Source organism: Allotamlana fucoidanivorans, assembly GCF_045788535.1.
Lineage (GTDB): Bacteria > Bacteroidota > Bacteroidia > Flavobacteriales > Flavobacteriaceae > Allotamlana > Allotamlana fucoidanivorans.
Genome location: NZ_CP074074.1, coordinates 737,513 through 758,129 on the forward strand (window position 1 = coordinate 737,513; position 20,617 = coordinate 758,129).

Annotated in this window: 26 protein-coding genes; 13 read left to right on the forward strand and 13 right to left on the reverse strand. The window is 34.2% G+C overall.

The features are described from left to right. Nucleotide 1 precedes the first annotated feature (1 nt). Nucleotides 2-238: a hypothetical protein gene (locus tag KFZ70_RS03430; RefSeq protein ID WP_139697112.1), complete on the forward strand. Its 237-nt coding sequence runs from the start codon at nt 2-4 to the stop codon at nt 236-238. Nucleotides 239-257: 19 nt separating this feature from the next. On the opposite strand, the gene KFZ70_RS03435 is transcribed toward KFZ70_RS03430, so the two are convergent. Beyond that, nucleotides 258-707, reverse strand: a complete 450-nt coding sequence (locus KFZ70_RS03435) for a nucleoside deaminase (protein ID WP_139697110.1) — start codon at nt 705-707, stop codon at nt 258-260. A gap of 39 nt (nt 708-746) precedes the next feature. Here KFZ70_RS03435 and dxs point away from each other — a divergent pair, with 39 nt between their 5' ends. The 5 genes from dxs to KFZ70_RS03460 all read left to right on the forward strand — a co-directional run bounded on the left by dxs (nt 747) and on the right by KFZ70_RS03460 (nt 4,572). Next, nucleotides 747-2,504, forward strand: a complete 1,758-nt coding sequence (gene dxs / locus KFZ70_RS03440; RefSeq protein WP_139697108.1) for a 1-deoxy-D-xylulose-5-phosphate synthase — start codon at nt 747-749, stop codon at nt 2,502-2,504. A gap of 61 nt (nt 2,505-2,565) precedes the next feature. Beyond that, nucleotides 2,566-3,129 (forward strand): Crp/Fnr family transcriptional regulator, encoded by a 564-nt coding sequence (locus KFZ70_RS03445; protein ID WP_139697106.1) that lies wholly within the window; start codon nt 2,566-2,568, stop codon nt 3,127-3,129. A gap of 116 nt (nt 3,130-3,245) precedes the next feature. Then, nucleotides 3,246-3,449: a 4-oxalocrotonate tautomerase family protein gene (locus KFZ70_RS03450; RefSeq protein ID WP_139697103.1), complete on the forward strand. Its 204-nt coding sequence runs from the start codon at nt 3,246-3,248 to the stop codon at nt 3,447-3,449. After that, the gene (locus tag KFZ70_RS03455) at nt 3,446-4,189 is read left to right on the forward strand and encodes an SDR family NAD(P)-dependent oxidoreductase (protein WP_139697101.1); all 744 of its coding nucleotides are present in this window, start codon (nt 3,446-3,448) and stop codon (nt 4,187-4,189) included. Before KFZ70_RS03450 ends, KFZ70_RS03455 begins: the two co-directional genes overlap by 4 nt. Before the next feature lie 11 nt (nt 4,190-4,200). Beyond that, on the forward strand, nt 4,201-4,572 hold the full coding sequence (locus KFZ70_RS03460) for a nuclear transport factor 2 family protein (protein WP_139697099.1): 372 nt from the start codon (nt 4,201-4,203) through the stop codon (nt 4,570-4,572). A 162-nt stretch (nt 4,573-4,734) separates the two neighbouring features. Here the strand turns inward: KFZ70_RS03460 and KFZ70_RS03465 are convergent, their stop codons facing one another. The 6 genes from KFZ70_RS03465 to trmB all read right to left on the reverse strand — a co-directional run bounded on the left by KFZ70_RS03465 (nt 4,735) and on the right by trmB (nt 8,431). Next, the gene (locus tag KFZ70_RS03465; RefSeq protein WP_139697096.1) at nt 4,735-5,064 is read right to left on the reverse strand and encodes a 2Fe-2S iron-sulfur cluster-binding protein; all 330 of its coding nucleotides are present in this window, start codon (nt 5,062-5,064) and stop codon (nt 4,735-4,737) included. A 200-nt stretch (nt 5,065-5,264) separates the two neighbouring features. After that, complete coding sequence (locus KFZ70_RS03470; RefSeq protein ID WP_139697095.1) at nt 5,265-5,510, reverse strand: NifU family protein; 246 nt, start codon at nt 5,508-5,510, stop codon at nt 5,265-5,267. A gap of 3 nt (nt 5,511-5,513) precedes the next feature. Next, nucleotides 5,514-6,650 (reverse strand): Mrp/NBP35 family ATP-binding protein, encoded by a 1,137-nt coding sequence (locus KFZ70_RS03475; RefSeq protein WP_139697093.1) that lies wholly within the window; start codon nt 6,648-6,650, stop codon nt 5,514-5,516. Nucleotides 6,651-6,785: 135 nt separating this feature from the next. Then, nucleotides 6,786-7,115: an MGMT family protein gene (locus KFZ70_RS03480; protein WP_139697091.1), complete on the reverse strand. Its 330-nt coding sequence runs from the start codon at nt 7,113-7,115 to the stop codon at nt 6,786-6,788. 9 nt (nt 7,116-7,124) lie between these two features. Beyond that, nucleotides 7,125-7,754 carry a LysE family translocator gene (locus tag KFZ70_RS03485; protein ID WP_139697090.1) on the reverse strand — a complete coding sequence of 210 codons (630 nt, stop codon included), beginning with the start codon at nt 7,752-7,754 and terminating at the stop codon, nt 7,125-7,127. Further along, entirely contained in the window at nt 7,754-8,431 is a 678-nt protein-coding gene (gene trmB / locus KFZ70_RS03490; protein WP_139697088.1) for a tRNA (guanosine(46)-N7)-methyltransferase TrmB, read from the reverse strand. Before trmB ends, KFZ70_RS03485 begins: the two co-directional genes overlap by 1 nt. 178 nt (nt 8,432-8,609) lie before the next feature. Between trmB and KFZ70_RS03495 the strand changes: the two genes are divergently transcribed. Then, nucleotides 8,610-9,656, forward strand: a complete 1,047-nt coding sequence (locus tag KFZ70_RS03495) for a glycosyltransferase (RefSeq protein ID WP_139697086.1) — start codon at nt 8,610-8,612, stop codon at nt 9,654-9,656. On the opposite strand, the gene KFZ70_RS03500 is transcribed toward KFZ70_RS03495, so the two are convergent. After that, a complete protein-coding gene (locus KFZ70_RS03500; RefSeq protein ID WP_139697084.1) occupies nt 9,639-10,682 on the reverse strand; it encodes a cell wall metabolism sensor histidine kinase WalK in 1,044 nt (347 codons plus the stop codon). The two genes, KFZ70_RS03495 and KFZ70_RS03500, sit on opposite strands and share 18 nt — an antisense overlap. Beyond that, complete coding sequence (locus KFZ70_RS03505) at nt 10,682-11,362, reverse strand: response regulator transcription factor (RefSeq protein ID WP_139697082.1); 681 nt, start codon at nt 11,360-11,362, stop codon at nt 10,682-10,684. The genes KFZ70_RS03500 and KFZ70_RS03505 overlap by 1 nt, the downstream gene beginning before the upstream one ends. 193 nt (nt 11,363-11,555) lie before the next feature. Between KFZ70_RS03505 and KFZ70_RS03510 the strand changes: the two genes are divergently transcribed. The 3 genes from KFZ70_RS03510 (at nt 11,556) to KFZ70_RS03520 (ending at nt 13,932) form a co-directional block, all read left to right on the forward strand. Then, the gene (locus KFZ70_RS03510; RefSeq protein WP_139697080.1) at nt 11,556-11,897 is read left to right on the forward strand and encodes a T9SS type A sorting domain-containing protein; all 342 of its coding nucleotides are present in this window, start codon (nt 11,556-11,558) and stop codon (nt 11,895-11,897) included. 199 nt (nt 11,898-12,096) lie between these two features. Beyond that, nucleotides 12,097-12,870 carry a T9SS type A sorting domain-containing protein gene (locus tag KFZ70_RS03515; RefSeq protein WP_139697078.1) on the forward strand — a complete coding sequence of 258 codons (774 nt, stop codon included), beginning with the start codon at nt 12,097-12,099 and terminating at the stop codon, nt 12,868-12,870. 81 nt (nt 12,871-12,951) lie between these two features. After that, the gene (locus KFZ70_RS03520) at nt 12,952-13,932 is read left to right on the forward strand and encodes an acyl transferase (RefSeq protein ID WP_139697076.1); all 981 of its coding nucleotides are present in this window, start codon (nt 12,952-12,954) and stop codon (nt 13,930-13,932) included. 130 nt (nt 13,933-14,062) lie between these two features. Here KFZ70_RS03520 and tyrS read toward each other — a convergent pair whose 3' ends face one another. Continuing rightward, a complete protein-coding gene (gene tyrS / locus KFZ70_RS03525) occupies nt 14,063-15,358 on the reverse strand; it encodes a tyrosine--tRNA ligase (RefSeq protein ID WP_139697074.1) in 1,296 nt (431 codons plus the stop codon). A gap of 86 nt (nt 15,359-15,444) precedes the next feature. Here tyrS and KFZ70_RS03530 point away from each other — a divergent pair, with 86 nt between their 5' ends. After that, nucleotides 15,445-16,452, forward strand: a complete 1,008-nt coding sequence (locus KFZ70_RS03530) for an NAD-dependent epimerase/dehydratase family protein (RefSeq protein WP_139697072.1) — start codon at nt 15,445-15,447, stop codon at nt 16,450-16,452. Here the strand turns inward: KFZ70_RS03530 and KFZ70_RS03535 are convergent. Genes KFZ70_RS03535 through KFZ70_RS03545 form a run of 3 tightly spaced genes read right to left on the reverse strand, consistent with a single transcriptional unit; the run spans nt 16,412 to nt 19,064 of the window. Continuing rightward, nucleotides 16,412-16,984 carry a DUF4296 domain-containing protein gene (locus tag KFZ70_RS03535; protein WP_139697070.1) on the reverse strand — a complete coding sequence of 191 codons (573 nt, stop codon included), beginning with the start codon at nt 16,982-16,984 and terminating at the stop codon, nt 16,412-16,414. The two genes, KFZ70_RS03530 and KFZ70_RS03535, sit on opposite strands and share 41 nt — an antisense overlap. Next, complete coding sequence (locus tag KFZ70_RS03540; protein WP_139697069.1) at nt 16,981-18,327, reverse strand: dihydroorotase; 1,347 nt, start codon at nt 18,325-18,327, stop codon at nt 16,981-16,983. The genes KFZ70_RS03535 and KFZ70_RS03540 overlap by 4 nt, the downstream gene beginning before the upstream one ends. A gap of 11 nt (nt 18,328-18,338) precedes the next feature. Further along, nucleotides 18,339-19,064, reverse strand: a complete 726-nt coding sequence (locus tag KFZ70_RS03545) for a polyprenol monophosphomannose synthase (protein ID WP_139697067.1) — start codon at nt 19,062-19,064, stop codon at nt 18,339-18,341. A 121-nt stretch (nt 19,065-19,185) separates the two neighbouring features. Here KFZ70_RS03545 and KFZ70_RS03550 point away from each other — a divergent pair, with 121 nt between their 5' ends. Both KFZ70_RS03550 and KFZ70_RS03555 read left to right on the forward strand, forming a co-directional pair. Next, nucleotides 19,186-19,833 (forward strand): DUF4271 domain-containing protein, encoded by a 648-nt coding sequence (locus tag KFZ70_RS03550; protein ID WP_139697065.1) that lies wholly within the window; start codon nt 19,186-19,188, stop codon nt 19,831-19,833. Between the two features lie 20 nt (nt 19,834-19,853). After that, nucleotides 19,854-20,606, forward strand: a complete 753-nt coding sequence (locus KFZ70_RS03555; RefSeq protein ID WP_139697062.1) for a uroporphyrinogen-III synthase — start codon at nt 19,854-19,856, stop codon at nt 20,604-20,606. Nucleotides 20,607-20,617 lie beyond the last annotated feature (11 nt).

Sequence of the window (20,617 nt, forward strand, 5' to 3'; positions counted from 1 at the left end):
CATGAAATACGTTATAGCCATACTCGCCTTAGCAGCGATTACCAGTATCATTCTAGGATTCACCCTTAACGTAGTCTATACCGAAAAACTTATTGGTTATGGTGTAGCAGGCTTATTTTTGGTAGTTTTTCCATTATTTTCCTATTATCGCTGGAAAGGAAAAAACGTAAAAGATTATATGATTACTAAGGAAAACTTAGATAAAATGCGTGAAAACCAGCGCAAGAATAACTATTAAATGCCACAAAAGATTATGGCTAATTTAAATTCCGTTTTAAAATAAAAAATCGTTTCATTAAACTAGCTGCTTCATCTGCTAAAACACCTCCTTCAATCGCCGTTTTAGGATGCAACTTTGTATTCAGATTAATACAACCGCGTTCTGCATCTCTTGCACCATAAACAATTCTGGAAATTTGACTCCAATATAAAGCACCAGCACACATCTGGCAGGGTTCTAGCGTGACATATAAAGTGCAATTTTTTAAATATTTACCTCCTAAAAAATTAGCAGCGGCTGTAATGGCTTGCATTTCGGCATGTGCCGTAACATCACACAACATTTCTGTTAAGTTATGCCCTCTGGCAATCACCTTATTATCAACCACAATAACAGCGCCAACGGGAATTTCGCCCTTTTCAAAAGCCACTTCAGCTTCCTGAAGCGCTTTTTTCATAAAATAAGTATCATCAAAAGGTTCTATCATAGTAACAAAAATACAATTTCATTCTCGTATTTTTGTCACATGGAAAAAAGTCTCCTAGACCAAATTAGTTCACCCGAAGATCTTCGTCATTTAAAACCTGATGAACTTCCAAAACTCGCTCAAGAACTAAGAGCGTTCATCATTAATATTGTGGCCACTAAAGAAGGGCATTTAGGAGCAAGCCTTGGGGTTGTTGAACTCACTATTGCATTACACTACGTGTTTAACACCCCCAAAGACCAACTCATTTGGGATGTAGGCCATCAAGCTTACGGTCATAAAATTCTAACGGGGAGAAAAGCTATTTTTCATACTAACCGACAATTAGATGGTATTTGTGGGTTTCCAAACCGAGAGGAAAGCGTGTATGATGCCTTTGGAGTTGGCCATGCTTCTACTTCAATTTCAGCGGCTTTAGGCATGGCCATCGCCTCAAAACTGAAAGGCGACTTTAACCAGCACCACATAGCTGTTATTGGAGATGCCAGCATTGCTGGTGGTATGGCGTTTGAAGGTTTAAATCATGCTGGCGTAACCGATGCTAATCTTTTAGTTATATTAAACGATAATGCTATTGGAATTGACCCTAGTGTTGGCGCCTTAAAAATGTACCTAACAAACGTAAAAAAAGGCACCCAAAAGCAAGATAATATTTTTGAAGCCTTAAATTTCAACTATTTTGGTCCTATTGATGGTCATGATTTACGTGCTGTCATCAGTGAATTGGAGCGACTAAAAGACATTAAAGGCCCTAAATTTTTACATGTCATTACTACCAAAGGCAAAGGTTTAAAACAAGCTGAAAAAGATCAGGTAAAATATCATGCTCCAGGGAAATTTAATGCTAAAACAGGGGATTTATTTGAAACTTCAACGCTGGAACAAGCGCCAAAATATCAAGATGTGTTTGGTAAAACCATTGTTGAGCTTGCCAAAAAAAACGCACGTATTGTTGGTATCACGCCCGCCATGCCTACAGGTAGTTCCTTAAAATTTATGATGACTGAAATACCACAACGTGCCTTTGATGTTGGCATTGCAGAACAGCACGCAGTGACGCTTGCTGCTGGCATGGCAGCACAAGGTTTAATACCCTTTTGCAACATTTATTCTACCTTCATGCAACGCGCTTATGATCAAGTGATTCACGATGTGGCACTTCAAAAGCTTCCCGTTATTTTTTGTTTAGACAGAGCGGGTTTAGTAGGTGAAGATGGAGCTACACACCATGGCACTTTCGATTTAAGTTACCTGCGAAGTATTCCAAACCTAATCATTTTTGCTCCTCGAAATGAAATAGAATTACGCAACATTATGTTTACGGCTCAGCTTGGTTTGAACCAACCTATTGCCATACGATATCCTAGAGGGCGTGGTGTGACGATAGATTGGAAACGTCCCTTTGAAAGCATTGAAATAGGTACAGCTGCTTTCTTAAAAAAAGGAACTAACCTTGCTGTATTAAGTATAGGGAATATGGCGCAACATGTTACTGGAGCCATAAGTAATCTTGATGTTTCACATATTGATATGCGCTTTGTAAAACCATTAGATGAACCCCTTTTGCATACGGTATTTAAAACACATAAAACCATCATTACCATTGAAGATAATAGCATTAAAGGTGGATTTGGAAGTGCCATACTGGAATTTGCGGCATCAAACAACTATACTTCCTCTATTAAAACACTTGGTATTCCTGACCATTTTATAGAACACGGTAAGGTTTCTGAACTTCATAAACGTATTGGATTAGACGCTCAAAGTTTAACAGCTTACATTTCAAGTTTTTTATAAATAGATAATTCCTGTTTAAAATCACTTTTCTATTTTTATATCAATCATTGAATAACATAAAATGACACATCCATTAAGAAGACATATTGAAGAAATTATTAGTCTGACTGATGAAGAATTCGACTTTATTTTGAGTCATTTTACGGCTATAAAAAAACGCAAACACCAATACCTTGTTCAGGAAGGAGACATTGTAAATAAAGAATATTGGATTATTAATGGATGTATTAAAAGCTACTTTGTTGATTATTTGGGAAAAGAACACATCCTGCAATTTGCCATGGAACATTGGTGGATTACAGATTATGAATCTTTTGTAAAACAAACAAAGTCAAAGATTTCTATAGATTGTATAGAAGATTGTGAACTCCTATACATATCGTTTGAAAATAGAGACAAACTTACCTCTCAAATGCATAAAATGGAACGGTTTTGGGCTAAAAAAAGCAAAATGGGCAGAATTGCACTTCAAAATAGAATTTTATGTTTATTGAAAAATTCAACTAAAGAAAACTATAATCTGCTTCTGGAGCAGTACCCAAAACTCTTTCAGCGTGTTCCTAAAAAAATGATTGCCGCTTATTTAGGTGTTTCTAGAGAAACCTTAAGCAGATTAAAAGCATAAAACTTCACTCTTGAGCTAGTTATGTGACATACCTCACATTAAAACTGTGACATAACTCCTTTTCAAACTACTCACTTCTCTTCAACTTTGTATGACAATATTTTAACTTAAAAATTATGCCATACATTAACATTAAAGTTACAGATGAACAGGTAACACCAGAACAAAAACGCCAATTAATTGCTGGAGCAACACAACTAATGGTTAACATTCTCAACAAAAACCCACAAACAACGCATGTAGTAATTGATGAAGTTCCAGCGTCAAATTGGGGCGTAAATGGACAACAGTATTCAGGAACCAAAAATCAAGTAAAATGACATACAAAACCGTAATTATCACTGGGGCATCGACAGGAATTGGAAAAGAAATGACCCGATATTTTGCTTCACATGAATATCAGGTTGTAATGAATTCATCAAACGAAGAAAACTTAAAAAAAGCGTATGATGATTTAGGCAAACCTTCAAACGTCATTTATTTAGCTGGAGATATTAGTAAAAAAGAAACAGGTCTGGCACTAAGAGATCTTGCCTTAAAAGAATTTGAGACCATTGATGTTTTAATAAACAATGCGGGTGTGTTTTCTCCAAAGCCATTTTTAGATGTGGAAGAAGATGATTTGAACCAATATTGGAACGTAAACCTAAAAGGAACATTTTTCACCTCTCAAGTAGTAATTCCTGAAATGTTGAAACAAAACAATGGATCTATTATTAACATTGGTACTGTTCTGGTTGATCACGCCATTGCTGGATTTCCTGCTACAGCACCGTTAACAAGTAAAGGTGCAATTCATACATTAACAAGACAATTAGCCGCAGAATTTGGAAAAAACAATATCAGAGTCAACACCATTGCTCCTGGTATAATTAGAAGTCCGTTACAAGCTAAAATAGGAATTGAAGATGCCGATAGTCTTTCTGGTTTACATCTGTTAAACCGAATTGGAGAACCGAAAGAGGTTGCTGAAGCCGCATATTATTTAGCCACATCAAATTTTGTAACAGGAGAAACTATTAATGTGGCAGGTGGGCACACCATTGGCCATGCTATTTAAAAAATAAAATTATGTTTAACACCCATATAAAAGACATCGAAAAGTTAATTTCAAATTACTTTGAAGGTATATATCACGGAAATATTTCCCAACTTGCGTCTTGCTTTCAAAAAGACACCTTAATTTTTGGAGATATTAATGGTACAGAATATTCAAAAAACAGTAAGGAATACCTCAAAGGTGTAGAAAACAGGCAAAGTCCCAATGAATTAAATGAATCTTTTCAAATGAAAATTTTAGGAATAGAAATTTTAGGTAACATAGCCATGGTTAAACTACATGTACCTATGTTGGGTTTTAATTACTATGATTATTTATCACTCACAAAAATTGATGGCCACTGGAAAATAGTGAGCAAAATTTTCACGCATGTTAATCATTAGGAAAACCTAAAAAAACAATTAGAGATAGCGGATTGAAACCAGATTTCATTCCGCTATTTTGTTATTTTTATACTGAAAACGTATTGAAAACGGACTCAATTATAGATAAATCATGCATTAAATAATACACAATGAAAGGATAATCAGGTAGAAAATAGTCTTCTAACTTTCAGGGGCAAGTTCTACCTCAAGCCCTTCCATTTCTGGCGTGATTTGAATTTGACACCCTAATCGGCTGTTATCTTTTACATCAAAAGCTTCTGATAGCATAGCTTCTTCGTCATCACTCATTTCTGGGAGTTTCGTATCGCTAATAACATAACACTGACATGACGCACACATGGCCATACCTCCACATACACCTATGGTGCCTTCTGGCGCCAGTTCATATGATCTTACTACTTCCATAAGATTCATAGCCATATCTGTAGGAGCTACAATCTCATGGGTTACTCCGTCTCTGTCTGTGATTTTAATATTTACGTCTTCCATTACTATTTTTTAGACCTTAGTAAAGTGTGTCATCATTCGTGCCACAAATTTAACCTAACTGTCTATTATTTAATAAAATTGATTTGTGAAATTTAGAGATACTGACCAAAAATGTGAAATCATCAAAATAATATATTTTTTAGATTCCCTTTCTCAATGGAATGTCCTTTTGATTAAAACTTTTACACTTAATAACGGGTTTACGCCTCAATATTAACGACTTGCTCAATTTGAGGTGCATACTTTTTAATGGTCATTTCTACCCCTGATTTTAGCGTCATTTGATTCACACTGCAACCTACACAAGCTCCTTTTAGTTGTACTTTGACCAAAGTATCATTATCTTCAATAGCCAAAAGCGAAATATCGCCCCCATCACTTTGTAAAAACGGACGAATTTCATCTAAAGCCTTCATGACATTATTTTTAATTTCTTCTGAACTCATAGCTTATTTTTTAACCGCAGCACATCCTGCCATAGTTGTTATTTTTATAGCCTCTGTTGGGGGCAAATCATCATTTCGCTTTACGGTTTCTTCAACAACATTTTGTGTTAAAACTTCAAAAGCAGATTCTAAAGGTGTACCTGTTTGTAATGCCGCCGGACGCCCAAAATCACCAGCCTCTCTAATACTTTGTACTAATGGAATTTCTCCTAAGAATGGTACGTTTAAATCTAAAGCCAGATTTTTTGCGCCTTCTTGTCCAAAAATATAGTATTTATTATCTGGCAACTCCTCTGGCGTGAAATACGCCATGTTTTCAATAATTCCTAATACTGGCACGCTGATACTATCCTGTTGGAACATAGCCACACCTTTTTTGGCATCAGCCAAGGCTACATTTTGTGGTGTACTTACCACAACCGCACCTGTAATGGGTAAGGATTGCATAATACTCAAATGAATATCACCTGTTCCTGGAGGTAAATCAAGTAATAAGAAATCTAATGCACCCCAATGGGCATCAAAAATCATTTGATTTAATGCCTTGGCAGCCATGGGTCCACGCCAAACTACCGCCTGATTAGGCTTTGTAAAGAAACCAATAGATAACACTTTAACACCATAGTTTTCTATGGGTTTCATTTTAGATTTGCCTTCAACAGTAACAGCCAACGGTTTTTCGGCAACCACATCAAACATAATTGGAATGGATGGCCCGTAAATATCGGCATCTAAAACCCCCACTTTAAAGCCCATTTTAGATAAACTAACCGCTAAATTGGCTGTGACAGTAGACTTACCAACACCTCCTTTTCCTGAAGCTACCGCTATAATATTTTTAATACCTGGAATTGGTTTTCCTTTTATAACATTGGGCTTTGGGTTTTGAGGTGCATCAACCGTAACGTTTACTTTTATTTTGGCCTTTTCGTAAACCTGCTCATGAATGGTTTTTAAAATATCAACCTCCGTACGTTTTTTTGCCTGTAAACTTGGATTTTTTATAGTAATATCTACAATTACCTCATCACCAAAAGTAACGATGTTTTTTACAGCACCACTTTCAACCATATTCTGTCCTTCTCCAGGCACAGTAATGCTTTCAAGTGCTTTTAAAATGTCTTTTTTATTCAGCTTCATTTATTCAGATTAATTCTAAACAACAAAGATAATTAATATCCCTTTAAGGGAAAAACTACTTCCAATAAGTTTTTCTAATGTTTTAATTAGCCGTAACTTATTTACCCTGTGTCATTTTAAAAGGATAAAAACCAACTACAATTCTATGCTAGGATCCCAAAAAACGGCTTCAAAATTTTGTATTTGATGATTAAGAATCTCAATACCTTCACTCTCTAATAACTGCTGCATTAAATTTGTACCATCAAAATGATGTTTCCCCGTTAGCAGCCCCTTACGATTAACCACTCGATGAGCTGGGACCTCTTTTCCTACTGAGCCATTCATAGCATACCCTACCATTCTAGCACTCCTGGCGGCTCCCAGATACTTAGCAATTGCGCCATAACTCGTGACTCTTCCGTACGGAATTTGTTTAGCTACTTCATAGACTCTTTCAAAGAAATTTAGCGTTTCAGCTTTCATGAAAACGTATTAAAATTCTTTTATAATACTTATTATTGTGACAATAGATATCACACCTGTTATACTGCCAATGATGAGATTCATATTTTTCTGAGAGGTTAGTGATTTGCTCTTTATTTTATCAAAAAAGAAAATATACATGTATAACATTACAAATGTACCTGTAACCGCTCCAGACACATAAGAAAATATACTTATCCCTTCAAAGGTCATCCATCCAAAGGAAGCCAAGGTAATGGTCATATAAGCTTGATAAGGTATAGGAAACACATTAAGTGCTGACATAAAAACCCCTTGAAAAAACCGACTGTGCTTACTCTTTGTTTTAGGCTCTACCTGAGGCTGGGCTTTAGATTTAGCAATAAAAAGAAAATAAACCGTTATTAAAATAAAAATGACAACAGCCACACGCCGAAGCACATCAATGACCTCGGGGTGCTTACTAAGATATCTTGCAAAAATAGCTGCTATATAGGTTTGGGCAGCTACAATAACACATGCCCCAATGGAAAACATAATACCCCGTACATGACCTTCTTTTAAACTAATTTTAGCAGCCGTCATATTAAGCAACCCAGGTGGAATCACCCCTATAAAAGCAAAAAATAAGCCGAGTAAAAAGATAAAGGTGATATCCACTACGGCTTAATTTTAAACTTAATGTATGTTATAGCTTTATTTTGCTCTAAATATTGAGATTCATAAAACGTTTGAATACTTGTTACTTCTTCTGGGCTACCTTCCTGTTTGTAAACATCATGATTTGCATAAACCACCTCATGCCCAGCACCGTGCAACAACCCAAGTGTGTAACCGTGCATAAATTCACTATCCGTTTTAAGGTTAATAAAGCCTTCTGGTTTTAAAATTTTTTTATACCGCTCTAAAAATTGAGCATTCGTCATACGGTGCTTAGTACGTTTATATTTTATTTGAGGATCAGGAAAAGTTATCCAAATCTCATCAACTTCCTGGTCTCCAAACGCATAATCAATAAGTTCAATCTGGGTTCTTAAAAAGGCTACGTTTTCTATTTGCTTCTCAACAGCCGTTTTTGCACCGCGCCAAAATCGAGCGCCTTTTATATCAATGCCAATAAAGTTTTTATTTGGGTACTTTTTTGCTAGTGCCACCGTATACTCTCCCTTTCCACAACCTAATTCTAAAACCAAAGGGTTTTCATTTTTAAAAAAAGTTTCGCGCCACTTTCCTTTCAATTTAAAGTTTGAATGTACCAACATGTCTCGTGTTGGTTGAATCACGTTTTTAAACGTTTCGTTTTCTTTAAATCGCCTAAGTTTATTCTTGCTTCCCAAGGTCTATTAACTATTTCTTATTATTATCATATTTTTGGTAAAATTACGGAAATATACGAGAGTTACTCTATGCTTATCTTTGATTTTGATTAAAACTTACTTCTGGTGATGGAGCAATTGATAGCATAACTTGCACAAAGCCATCTAAGGATAGAACAGATAGGTTAAAACAGTTAATATGAAAAAGCGAATTTTAGTGGCTCCTTTAAATTGGGGACTTGGGCATGCCACAAGATGTATTCCTATTGTCAAAGCGCTAATTAGTGAAGGTTTTGTTCCTATCATTGCTAGTGATGGCAGTGCATTACAATTACTGCGTAAAGAATTTCCTAATCTGTCTTCTATTGAATTACCCTCCTATAACATCACCTATGCAAAAAACGGAAAATTATTTAAACTGAAATTACTAAAAGATTCTCCCAAAATTATCAATGCTATAAAAGAAGAAAAAAAGGCTATTAAAAGAATTTTAGAGCTTAATGAAATTTCGGGTATTATTTCAGACAATAGACTCGGTGTTCGACATAAAAACGTTCCTTCTATATTTATTACACATCAGCTTAATGTTTTAAGCGGTAGCACCTCATGGTTAAGCACCAAAATGCACTTAAGCTTCATTAAAAAATTTGACGCCTGCTGGGTACCTGATTTTGATAACGTCAACAACTTAAGTGGGAAATTAAGTAGATCTAAACAAATCGATATTCCCGTTAAATACATTGGTCCGTTAAGTAGGTTTAACAAGAGTAAGACAAAAATAACAACTAACTTATTGGTACTTCTATCTGGACCTGAACCACAGCGCACCTTATTAGAAGAGAAATTATTAATGGAACTAAAATCATACCACGGATCTATCATTGTTGTAAGAGGTTTGATGGAAAAAGAGCAGCATGTTGAAGTAAGAGATAAAATAACCCTTTACAACTTTATGACTTCTGAAGAACTTGAAAAAACCATGAATACAAGTGCAGGCGTTTTGTGCAGATCGGGGTATACCACTGTTATGGATTTGGCTAAATTAGAGAAACAGGCATTTTTTATCCCAACTCCTGGGCAGTTTGAACAAGAATATTTAGCAAAACGATTTACAGAGCTAAACATTGTACCTAGCTGCTCCCAAGATGAGTTTACTGTAAAAAAATTAATTGATGTACCGCTTTACAAAGGTTTAACTATGCCTAAAGAAACAACTAATTTTAAGGAATTATTCAACCTTTTCTAAGGTAAAAGAAAATTCACTACCCACACCATACTCACTTTCCACATAAATCTTTTCGTGATGTGCCTCAATAATGTGCTTTACGATAGAAAGCCCAAGGCCAGATCCGCCTTCTTTTCTAGAACCGCTTTTATCAACCCTATAAAACCTTTCAAATAGCCTTGGCACATGTACCGCAGCGATACCCTCTCCGTTATCGGTAACTCTAATAATAACTTTATTCTTTATGAGGTTTTCTATACTTACCTCAGTGGTACCTTTTTGGCTACCGTACTTCAAAGAGTTAACAATTAAATTTGATAAAACCTGCTGTATACGTTCCTTGTCTGCCCGAACCATGATAGGCTTTGAATATACCCTGTCAAAAGTTAACGTAATGCGTTTTTTTTGGGCTTTTATCTCAAACATTTCAAACACACTCTTTATCAATTCAACGATATCAAATTCTTGAATATCTAAACTCAAATCACCTACTTCGAGTTTGGTAATCATATCCAGATCATTAACTATATACCCCAAACGTTCAATACCTTTACTAGCTCTTAAAAGATATTTCTCTCTAATATCTTTGTCATTCATAGCACCGTCAAGCAGAGTTAAAATATACCCTTGAACTGTAAAAAGTGGTGTTTTTAGTTCATGAGATACATTTCCAAGAAATTCTTTTCGGTATTGTTCTCGAACCTTAAGGGTTTCTATTTCAATCTTTTTATCTCTAGCAAACTTATCTATTTCTTCGGTTAAGGTTTTCATATTGGTGGTAATAGGACCATCACTTAAGCTTGCTGATTCAAGTAAGGTTAAATCATCATAAATCTTCTTAACACGTTTGTAAATAAACCGTTCAACACTAATTTGAATGGTAAGAAAAGAAAAAAGAAACACACATAACCCAAAAAGTATTATATACAACCATTCTAATTCATACACCGCATATAAAAAAACACCCATTATGAGTGTTATATATAAGGTTATATAAGCTGCGGTTCTAATCGCAAATTTGTATGACTTCTTAAATTTGGTCTGCATTAATCTACAAACTTATACCCAACGCCTTTGATTGTTTTAAAGCTATCATCCCCCAGTTTCTCTCTTAGTTTTCTTATATGAACATCAATAGTTCTACCTCCAACAACCACTTCATTGCCCCAAACTGTATCAAGTATCTCGTCACGTTTAAACACTTTTCCTGGCTTAGACGCCAACAAAGACAATAATTCAAACTCTTTTCTGGGCAGAATAATTTCTTTGCCTTTTGATGTTATTTTATATTCATCTCTATTAATAACAAGGTTACCCACTTTTACAGTATCAGACACATCTTCTTCTTTAAAGCGTCTTAATAATGCTTGAACCTTACTTACTAAGACCTTAGGTTTAACAGGTTTAGTAATATAATCATCTGCTCCTGCATCAAAACCGGCTACCTGAGAATAATCTTCTCCTCTTGCCGTTAAAAAAGTAACTATGGTATTATTGAGATCTGGGTTTTTTCTAATGAGTTCACAGGCCTCAATACCATCCATTTCAGGCATCATAACATCTAATATAATTAAATGCGGTTGTTCCTTTTTTGCTTTCTTTACCCCCTCGTGTCCGTTCTCGGCAGTAAAAACTTGATACCCTTCATTAGATAGGTTATACCCAACAATTTCTAAAATATCAGGTTCATCATCAACTAATAAAATCTTGATATCTTTTTTCTTCATTTTATAAGGTTGTTTGTCTAAGTCAAATATAAAACTATTAACATAATTTCATTAAAATTACAAAATTAATAACATTAAGATAACAAAGCTCTTACACCAATTTAATCTTTCGACCAAAGGAACGAACCTTTAACACATTTTTTGGCATCACTTTTGCATTAATTCTTTAACTTTATAACACTAAATAAAGCGAATGAAAAAAAACTACGTTTTCTTTTTATTTATTATAACAATTTTATTTTCAATACCTTGCACATACGCTCAAGAAAACAAGCCTAGTGAAAGTTTTGATCAAAGAATTGAAGGACTTTCTATTTATCCAAATCCAGCCAATAGATATCATAATTATATCAATATCTCATCAAAACTAAACGCTCCAAAGACAATAGAAATTTTTAATGTGATTGGGAAACGCATTTTAATCACAAACATCATCTCTAAAGAATTGAACATCTCTAATTTAAAAACTGGGGTATATCTTTTAAAAATCACGGAAAACAATGTTAGTGAAACCCGTAAGTTAGTTATTCATTAATGCATTAGATTTTTTTTACTTTTTATAAAAGCTTACATTAAAGGTACTTTCAGTACATTTATTTCATCCATACTTCCACCTAAAACAAAAAGAGCACAAAGCACTATGCCTTGAAAACCAACTATTTACATGTGTGTTTTTTTGCTTTATTCAAAAAAATTCTTTATCTTTAGATAGAGTGAATTAAATTTAAAACTACATGAAAAAAACTTGCTTTTTATTTTTTGTGTTATCGACTTTTTTAAATTTTTCTCAAGAAGAAATTTTGATTAATGGTGGTTTAGAGATTTGGGGAGATCATAGCCCGCTTAATTGGGATAAATATGAACATATAAGTCAAGAATCAGGTATAGTACATAGCGGTACCTTTTCTGCTAAAGTTGAAGCCGCAGGAACATCGGATTTAACCCAAAACTTACTAATAATACCAGGAGAATCGTATACAATATCTTTTTGGTATTACGTTGAGTCTGGAGATGGTACTGACGCAAGAATTTGGAGTTATTGGCTAAATGGCTTAAGCACAGTAATGGATGCTACTACCGATGATGCTTTACACGGACCGAATAATAGTTATTTACCCAGTAATGCTTCATGGCAACAATACATGACCACCGTTACTGCTCCATCATTTGGAGTTAATGGTTTACGATTCGAAGTTAGAACTTATGGATCGGCAGTTGTATATTGGGACGACCTTTCAGTGATTGATAATAACACCTTAACAATAAAAAATACTCAAAAACATAAATTTTCTATTTTTCCTAACCCAACTTCTTTGGGATACTTTAACATATCAAGTAACAATAATACCAAAATTGATGTCTTAATTTTTGACATGCTGGGAAACCAAATAATAAATACAGAAATCGCCCAAAATACTTTAAACGTATCATCTCTAAAAGCAGGTGTTTACTTAGCTCAAATTCATCAAAACGGGGCAACTATAACAAAAAAACTGGTTACAAAATAACCTTAATTTTAAAACTAATAAAAAAGCGTTGCCATAGCAACACTTTTTTATTTTACATATTTTTGTAGCTTTCATAAATCTATGATTGACACAGCCTCAATATTTAATATTAGCAATGAACAAGAATTTGAAGATTTAGCATTACAAATCTTTAAGTTTCAATTTCAAAACAACAAAGTGTATCGTGCATTCTGTGATTTACTTTATATACATCCTAGTGATGTTAATTCCATTAAAGACATTCCTTTTCTCCCTATTGAGTTTTTTAAAACAAAAACCATAGTCAGTTCAAAAAACCAAATACAAACTACCTTTACAAGTTCTGGAACCACAGGAGATAACACCAGTAAGCATCATGTAACCGATTTAAATCTGTACATAAAGAGTTTTACCAAAGGATTTAAACACTTTTACGGAAACATTGAAGATTATGTCATTTTAGGCCTTTTACCTTCCTATTTGGAACGCCAAGGTTCTTCATTAATTTACATGGTAGACACCATGATAAAAACATCAAAACACGATGAAAGCGGGTTTTACCTCAACAATCTGTCTACATTGAAAGACACCTTGGTAAAACTAGATGCTAAAGGCAAAAAAACATTACTCATAGGCGTTTCTTTTGCTTTATTAGATTTGGTTGAGGCTCATAGCTTTAATTTGAACCATACCATTATCATGGAAACAGGCGGTATGAAAGGCCGAAGAAAAGAGCTCATTAGAACAGAGCTACATCATATTTTAAAAACAGAATTTGGCGTAAATCACATACATAGTGAATATGGTATGACAGAGCTTTTGAGTCAGGCTTATTCAAAAGGTGAAGGTCTTTTTGAATGCCCCCCGTGGATGAACGTTTTAACTCGAGATCCTGAAGACGCGCTCTCTATACAAGACACAAACACAACAGGCGGCTTAAATATTATTGATCTTGCCAATATTAATTCATGTTCATTTATTGCCACTCAAGACTTAGGAAAATCCTATAAAAATGGACTATTTGAAGTGATTGGCCGCTTTGACAACTCAGACATTAGAGGCTGTAATCTTATGGTTTTTTAAAAAAATTTAAAATAATTGTAAGCACCTATAAACCCTCCCGACTAAAGAGGTGTTAAGTAAAAGAAAAATTAATTATTAGTTGGTTAGCTAAATAGAGCTAGACGATTCTTCTTAAAGTCTGGCTCTATTTTTATACAATTTGAAGAACAAAATAATTCTTCTTACCGCGTTGCAATAACACAAATTTTCCATTGATTAAATCATTGGGGGTAATCTGGTAATCTTCTTTTACTTTTTCTTTATTGACGGATATAGAGTTTTCTTTTAAAGCGCGTCTAGCCTCTCCATTTGATTTTAAAAAGCCCCCTTTTTCTGCTAAAGCCCCTACAATATCTAATCCTGATTCTATTTCGACACTTGCAACTTGCGCTTGTGGCACACCTTCAAACACATCTAAAAAAGTCTTTTCATTGAGTGCCTTCAAGTCGTCACTTGTTGATTTTCCAAAAAGAATATTACTTGCTTTTATGGCATTATCTAAATCTTCTTGAGAATGTACCATTACCGTAATTTCTTCGGCCAAACGTTTCTGCAACACTCGTAAATGTGGCGCTTCTTGATGTTGCTCTATAATCGATGTAATCACTTCTTTTGATAAGAATGTGAATATTTTGACATATTTTTCAGCATCAATATCACTAGTATTTAACCAGTATTGATAGAATTTATAGGGCGATGTTCTTTCGGCGTCAAGCCAAATATTACCACCTTCGGTTTTACCAAATTTAGTACCATCAGCTTTTGTGATTAACGGCCAGGTTAAGGCATAGCCTTTACCAGAATCAACCCGTCTTATCAACTCTGTACCTGTAGTAATATTTCCCCATTGATCACTTCCTCCCATTTGTAAGGTACATTGTTTTTCTCGATATAAATGCAAAAAGTCATAACCCTGAACCAATTGATAGGTAAACTCAGTAAAGCTCATCCCTACAGAAGACTCTGATGACAGTCTTTTTTTAACAGAATCTTTGGCCATCATATAATTAACCGTAATATGCTTACCCACATCTCTAATAAAATCAAGAAACGAGAAAGTTTTCATCCAGTCATAATTATTTACCATTAGGGCCGCATTATCAGCATCACTATCAAAATCTAAAAATCGTGACAACTGTTCTTTAATGGCATTTTGGTTATGTTTTAAAGTTTCTTCATTGAGTAAATTTCGCTCGGCCGATTTACCTGAAGGATCACCTATCATACCAGTAGCACCTCCTACTAAAGCCACAGGTTTATGTCCTGCTAACTGAAAATGTTTCAATCCCATAACACCAACCAAATGCCCAATATGTAAGGAATCAGCCGTTGGATCAATCCCAACATAAGCCAATCGCATGGCTTCCATTAGGTGTTCTTCAGTTCCTGGCATACTGTCTTGTATCATACCTCTCCAAGTTAATTCCTCTACAAAATTCTTTATCATTTTATCTCAATTTTTAAAACCAAGGCAAAGATAAAAATACGCTTAGAATTTGGCAGCAATAATGAATAATTCTTTAATTTAGTTCCATGATTTTAGTTACAGGAGGTACAGGCTTAGTAGGAGCTCATTTATTATATAGACTGGTTAGCACTCATAAAAAAGTAAGGGCTATTTACAGAAATGAAAAAAAACTAACCAAAACGAAACAGGTTTTTGCTGGCTATACTAAAAACAGTGAGGCTCTTTTTAATACCATTGAATGGGTTATGGCCGACATTCTTGATATCTCAGCCCTAGATGCCGCATTTAAAAATGTCACGCATGTATATCATTGTGCAGCCTTTGTGTCTTTTGAGCCTGACAAATACCACCTCTTAAGAAAGATAAATATTGAAGGGACCGCTAATATTGTAAACCTAGCTATGGCACACCAAGTGACAAAACTATGCTATGCAAGTTCTGTTGCCACGCTGGGAAGAATGTTAAATAATGCACCTATAACAGAATCCACTTTTTGGAATCCTGAGGCAGAGAATACCGTTTATGCGATTACAAAATATGGTGCAGAAATGGAGGTTTGGCGTGCCACTCAAGAAGGTTTAAATGCTGTTATGGTAAATCCTGGTGTTATTTTAGGGGCTGGTATATGGCAATACGGATCGGGAAGTTTGTTCAAACGCGCTCACCGCGGATTAAAATATTTCTCCTCTGGAACCGTAGCCTTGGTTGCGGTTGAAGATGTGGTTGCCATCATGATAAAACTAATGGAAAGCGACATCCACAAAGAGCGTTTTATTTTAGTAGCTGAAAACTGGACATATAAAGATTTTCTATGTGCTTTAGCTCACTCAGTAAATGCAAAACCACCAAAAGCATTAGCTTCAAAACGTCTTTTAAATATAGCATGGAGACTGGATTGGCTCAAGCAAAAGCTTACTGGCAAAAGCAGGGTTTTAACCAAACAATTAACACACGCTATATCATCAGAAAAAAACTTTAGCAGCGAAAAAGTTATAAAAGCCCTTGATTATAATTTTAAACCTATTGACAGCACTATTTCTCAGGTAGGGCAACACTATCTGAAACAGGAGTAATTAATAAGGTATCTTGTTTTTCTGATTCTTTTTCAATCAGAATTTTTCTAATAGAATCTCTTTTTCTTAACATTGTTAAAGAATCTAATTGTTTAAAGCCTATCAAAAGGGTGTCAATGTCTTTTTCAATTCTAATAGCTCTTAAAGAATCCTCTTCTCTTTTTGTTTGTTCCTTCCACTCTAAAGCTTCTTGATCTTTAAGTTTTATATTGAGGCGTTCTAAACTATCAACAATAATTTTAAAAATCTCTTCATAGAGGTCCATATGATAGGCATAATAGCTGTTACTTTTTGCAAACTGCAAACTATCAATACCATGCTTTTTAAAAACATAAGAATTAATATCAAGATTGTTTTCTCGCATAATCCTTTTGTTCTTGGTATTTGCGGTGGTTAACAACTTGGCATCAATTAATATATTAACCATTTTATCCTTAGGAATTAAATCCTCAGGTTTTTCTGGACCTTTATATTCATTACACCCCAGAAAAACACATCCTACTACAAAACCAATACTAAATCGTCTTATCATCTGTTAAAAGTTAATCTTTTAGCAGCCTTTACCTCTTTAAATTTACCATTTTGATATACCAATGTACCATTTAAAAACGTATCTGTGATTCTAGACTTGAATGTAGAACCTTCAAAAGGCGACCAACCACATTTATAGAGGATATTTTCTTTTTGAACTGTAATTGGATTATTCAAATCAACTAAAACCAAATCGGCATAATATCCTTCTCTAATATACCCGCGTCTCTCAATTTGAAACAAAATAGCTGGATTATGGCACATTTTCTCTACCACCTTTTCAAGTGATATTTTTCCTTTATGATACATCTCTAACATGGCTTGTAAGGCATGTTGCACCAAAGGCCCTCCTGAAGGCGCTTTAGTATAAACATTATCTTTTTCAGCCTTAGTATGCGGCGCATGGTCTGTTGCAATAACATCAATTCTGCCATCTAATAAGGCTTTCCATAAAGCATCTCTGTCTGCAGCTGTTTTAACGGCAGGATTCCACTTAATATGCGTCCCTTTTGTTTTATAATCTTCATCTGAAAACCATAAATGATGCACACAAACCTCAGCTGTGATTTTTTTATCCTTTAAAGGAATTTTATTCGTAAATAATTGTGTCTCTTTACCTGTTGACAAATGAAAAATATGCAATCTGGCTCCTGTTTTTTTTGCAAGTTCAATAGCTTTAGAAGAAGACAAATAACAAGCTTCCTCACTTCTAATTAATGGATGACAATCAACAGGAATATCATCACCAAATTCATCATGATATTTCTTAAAGTTTCTTTTTATTGTCCCCTCATCTTCACAATGTACAGAGATAACCATATCTGTACTCTTAAATATTTTTTCAAGAACTTCAGGGTCATCAACCAACATATTTCCTGTTGAAGAACCTAAAAATAGTTTTAACCCAGCAACCTGATTTTTATCTAACTTTAATATTTCCTCTAAGTTATCATTAGTGCCTCCAAACATGAACGAATAATTAGCATACGATGTTTTTGCCGCAATATCAAACTTCTCTTCTAATTTCTCTACAGTAGTGGTTTGCGGATTTGTATTGGGCATTTCAACAAAAGATGTGATGCCTCCTGCTATTGCCGCTCTAGATTCTGTTTCAATATTAGCCTTATGTGTTAAACCTGGCTCTCTAAAATGAACCTGATCATCAATAACCCCTGGCAACACGTATTTTCCTTCGGCATCTATAAGTAAAACATCTGCTGATTTTGGACTTATGGATGCTTCAACTTGTTTAATATACTCGCCTTCAATTAAAATATCGCCACTCATTATTGTACCTTCATTTACAATTTTGGCATTTTTTATTAGTGTTATTTTATTTCTCATAGTTAATACACTTATGACTTCTGCAATAAACTTTTTAATTTCATGGATATGACCCCAAAAATAGCTTCTGAAATAATCCCAGAACTCAGTTTAGACTCCCCTTTAGTCCTATCTGTAAAAATAACAGGAACTTCAACAATATTAAACTGTTTTAAATACGCTTTAAATTTCATTTCAATTTGAAAGGCGTAACCAATAAACTTAATGTTATCTAAATCTATAGCTTCCAGCACTTCGCGTTTGTAGCATACAAAACCAGCTGTAGTATCATTTATTTTCATTCCTGTAATTAAGCGTACATATTTTGATGCTAAATAGGACATAAGTACCCTACTCATTGGCCAATTAACCACATTAACACCCGTTATATATCTGGAACCAATAGATAGATCTGCTCCATCAACCGCACAAGCTTCATATAATCGCATAATATCATTGGGGTTATGCGAAAAATCGGCATCCATTTCAAAAATATATTTATAGCCTCTACTTAAGCTCCACTTAAACCCGTGAATATAAGCTGTACCTAAGCCTGATTTTTCTCGTCGGACTTCAAGAAATAGTCTGTCTAAAAATTCTTTTTGCAGTTCTTTTACTTTTAACGCCGTGAGATCGGGAGAGTTATCATCTACAACAAGAACATGCAATTGGTTAGACTGTAGTAAAACAGCTCTAATAATGGCTTCTATGTTTTCAATCTCATTATATGTAGGTATAATAACAACCGTATTGGACATATTCATATGGTACTGAAACCTCGTATTTTTATTTAGCAAATGTACATCAATAAGCCTGTATTTTTTTTAAATATTTGCTAATAATATAAGCCAAAATTAAAATTTATAATAATTTTACCCCATGCTACGTCAAATAGTTTCAAATGAGTTGTTTACCGTGTTATTAATCATCTGTTTGATGATTGTTGCTATTGCTAAAATAATGGCTCCTAAGCGGTTTTATGATTTTATTCTTGTTTTAGGAAATGATAAATATTTAAAGATTTATTCAAGAGAACAGAAATTTTTCGACAAATTTGATGCACTCCTTTTTTCAAACCTTATCATTTCATTATCTATATTTTGCTTTATTATTTATAGATTTTCCAATGAAACCAACAAGATTCCAATAAATGACATGTTTAAGCTTGCTGTTGGGGCAAGCGTGTTTATTTTAATAAAAGTACTTGTAGAACGTCTAATAGGCAGCCTTTTTGAAATTGATAAACTTACAGATCAATACCTCTTTCAAAAAATCACCTTTAAAAATTATTTGGGCATCATACTTCTGCCTATCAATGCTTTACTTATTTATTCTTTTCAGCCTACATTAAGTTTTATTTATGGTATCGTTACCTTACTGTTTATAATTAATATTATGGGACTAATTAGTTCATTTAAAAGCAATCAAAGTCTTTTAAAACACAACTTGTTCTATTTTATTTTGTATCTTTGCGCTCTTGAAATTGCACCCTATATTATTTTATATAAGGTATTTATTAGCAACTAAGACAAACTACGTACCCATCTATGAAAGTAAAAACAATTTTAGTATCTCAGCCAGAACCTAAAATAGAGAACTCGCCTTACTTTGATTTACAGGAAAAACAACGCGTAAAAATTGACTTCAGACCTTTTATTCACGTTGAAGGTGTACCTGCCAAAGAAATCAGACAACAAAAAGTGGATCTAAATAATTATACAGCAATTATTTTAACTAGTAGAAATGCTGTTGATCATTTTTTTAGAGTTGCTGAAGAAATGCGTTTTAAGGTTCCTGATACCATGAAATACTTTTGCCAAAGTGAAGCTGTGGCTTACTACTTGCAAAAATATGTGGTTTACAGAAAACGTAAAATTTATGTTGGAAAAAGAACGTTTCCTGAGCTTACACCATTAATTAAGAAATATAAGGACGAAAAGTTCTTATTACCAAATACAGACAAGGTAAAACCATTGGTTCCTGAAACATTAAATGCTTTAGGGGTAAACTGGAAACAAGCCACATTTTATAAAACGGTGGTAAGTGACCTATCTGATTTAGCTAATGTATATTATGATGTTTTAGTATTTTTTAGTCCGTCTGGAATTGAATCGTTATTTCAAAACTTCCCAGACTTTAAACAAAATGATACTAGAATAGCTGTTTTTGGAAACACGACAATTCAAGCCGTTGAAGAAAAAGGATTGCGTGTAGATATTGCTGCCCCAACTCCAGAAACACCTTCAATGACTATGGCTCTTGAAAAATATATTGAAAAAGTTAATAAAGGAAAAAAATAATTCAAAACGTT

Bases quoted from the DNA above. Each gene is read 5' to 3' on its own strand.
- KFZ70_RS03430 (WP_139697112.1), top strand. From the start codon at position 2: ATGAAATACGTTATAGCCATACTCGCCTTAGCAGCGATTACCAGTATC.
- KFZ70_RS03435 (WP_139697110.1), bottom strand. From the start codon at position 707: ATGATAGAACCTTTTGATGATACTTATTTTATGAAAAAAGCGCTTCAG.
- dxs (WP_139697108.1), top strand. From the start codon at position 747: ATGGAAAAAAGTCTCCTAGACCAAATTAGTTCACCCGAAGATCTTCGT.
- KFZ70_RS03445 (WP_139697106.1), top strand. From the start codon at position 2,566: ATGACACATCCATTAAGAAGACATATTGAAGAAATTATTAGTCTGACT.
- KFZ70_RS03450 (WP_139697103.1), top strand. From the start codon at position 3,246: ATGCCATACATTAACATTAAAGTTACAGATGAACAGGTAACACCAGAA.
- KFZ70_RS03455 (WP_139697101.1), top strand. From the start codon at position 3,446: ATGACATACAAAACCGTAATTATCACTGGGGCATCGACAGGAATTGGA.
- KFZ70_RS03460 (WP_139697099.1), top strand. From the start codon at position 4,201: ATGTTTAACACCCATATAAAAGACATCGAAAAGTTAATTTCAAATTAC.
- KFZ70_RS03465 (WP_139697096.1), bottom strand. From the start codon at position 5,064: ATGGAAGACGTAAATATTAAAATCACAGACAGAGACGGAGTAACCCAT.
- KFZ70_RS03470 (WP_139697095.1), bottom strand. From the start codon at position 5,510: ATGAGTTCAGAAGAAATTAAAAATAATGTCATGAAGGCTTTAGATGAA.
- KFZ70_RS03475 (WP_139697093.1), bottom strand. From the start codon at position 6,650: ATGAAGCTGAATAAAAAAGACATTTTAAAAGCACTTGAAAGCATTACT.
- KFZ70_RS03480 (WP_139697091.1), bottom strand. From the start codon at position 7,115: ATGAAAGCTGAAACGCTAAATTTCTTTGAAAGAGTCTATGAAGTAGCT.
- KFZ70_RS03495 (WP_139697086.1), top strand. From the start codon at position 8,610: ATGAAAAAGCGAATTTTAGTGGCTCCTTTAAATTGGGGACTTGGGCAT.
- KFZ70_RS03500 (WP_139697084.1), bottom strand. From the start codon at position 10,682: ATGCAGACCAAATTTAAGAAGTCATACAAATTTGCGATTAGAACCGCA.
- KFZ70_RS03505 (WP_139697082.1), bottom strand. From the start codon at position 11,362: ATGAAGAAAAAAGATATCAAGATTTTATTAGTTGATGATGAACCTGAT.
- KFZ70_RS03510 (WP_139697080.1), top strand. From the start codon at position 11,556: ATGAAAAAAAACTACGTTTTCTTTTTATTTATTATAACAATTTTATTT.
- KFZ70_RS03515 (WP_139697078.1), top strand. From the start codon at position 12,097: ATGAAAAAAACTTGCTTTTTATTTTTTGTGTTATCGACTTTTTTAAAT.
- KFZ70_RS03520 (WP_139697076.1), top strand. From the start codon at position 12,952: ATGATTGACACAGCCTCAATATTTAATATTAGCAATGAACAAGAATTT.
- tyrS (WP_139697074.1), bottom strand. From the start codon at position 15,358: ATGATAAAGAATTTTGTAGAGGAATTAACTTGGAGAGGTATGATACAA.
- KFZ70_RS03530 (WP_139697072.1), top strand. From the start codon at position 15,445: ATGATTTTAGTTACAGGAGGTACAGGCTTAGTAGGAGCTCATTTATTA.
- KFZ70_RS03535 (WP_139697070.1), bottom strand. From the start codon at position 16,984: ATGATAAGACGATTTAGTATTGGTTTTGTAGTAGGATGTGTTTTTCTG.
- KFZ70_RS03540 (WP_139697069.1), bottom strand. From the start codon at position 18,327: ATGAGAAATAAAATAACACTAATAAAAAATGCCAAAATTGTAAATGAA.
- KFZ70_RS03545 (WP_139697067.1), bottom strand. From the start codon at position 19,064: ATGTCCAATACGGTTGTTATTATACCTACATATAATGAGATTGAAAAC.
- KFZ70_RS03550 (WP_139697065.1), top strand. From the start codon at position 19,186: ATGCTACGTCAAATAGTTTCAAATGAGTTGTTTACCGTGTTATTAATC.
- KFZ70_RS03555 (WP_139697062.1), top strand. From the start codon at position 19,854: ATGAAAGTAAAAACAATTTTAGTATCTCAGCCAGAACCTAAAATAGAG.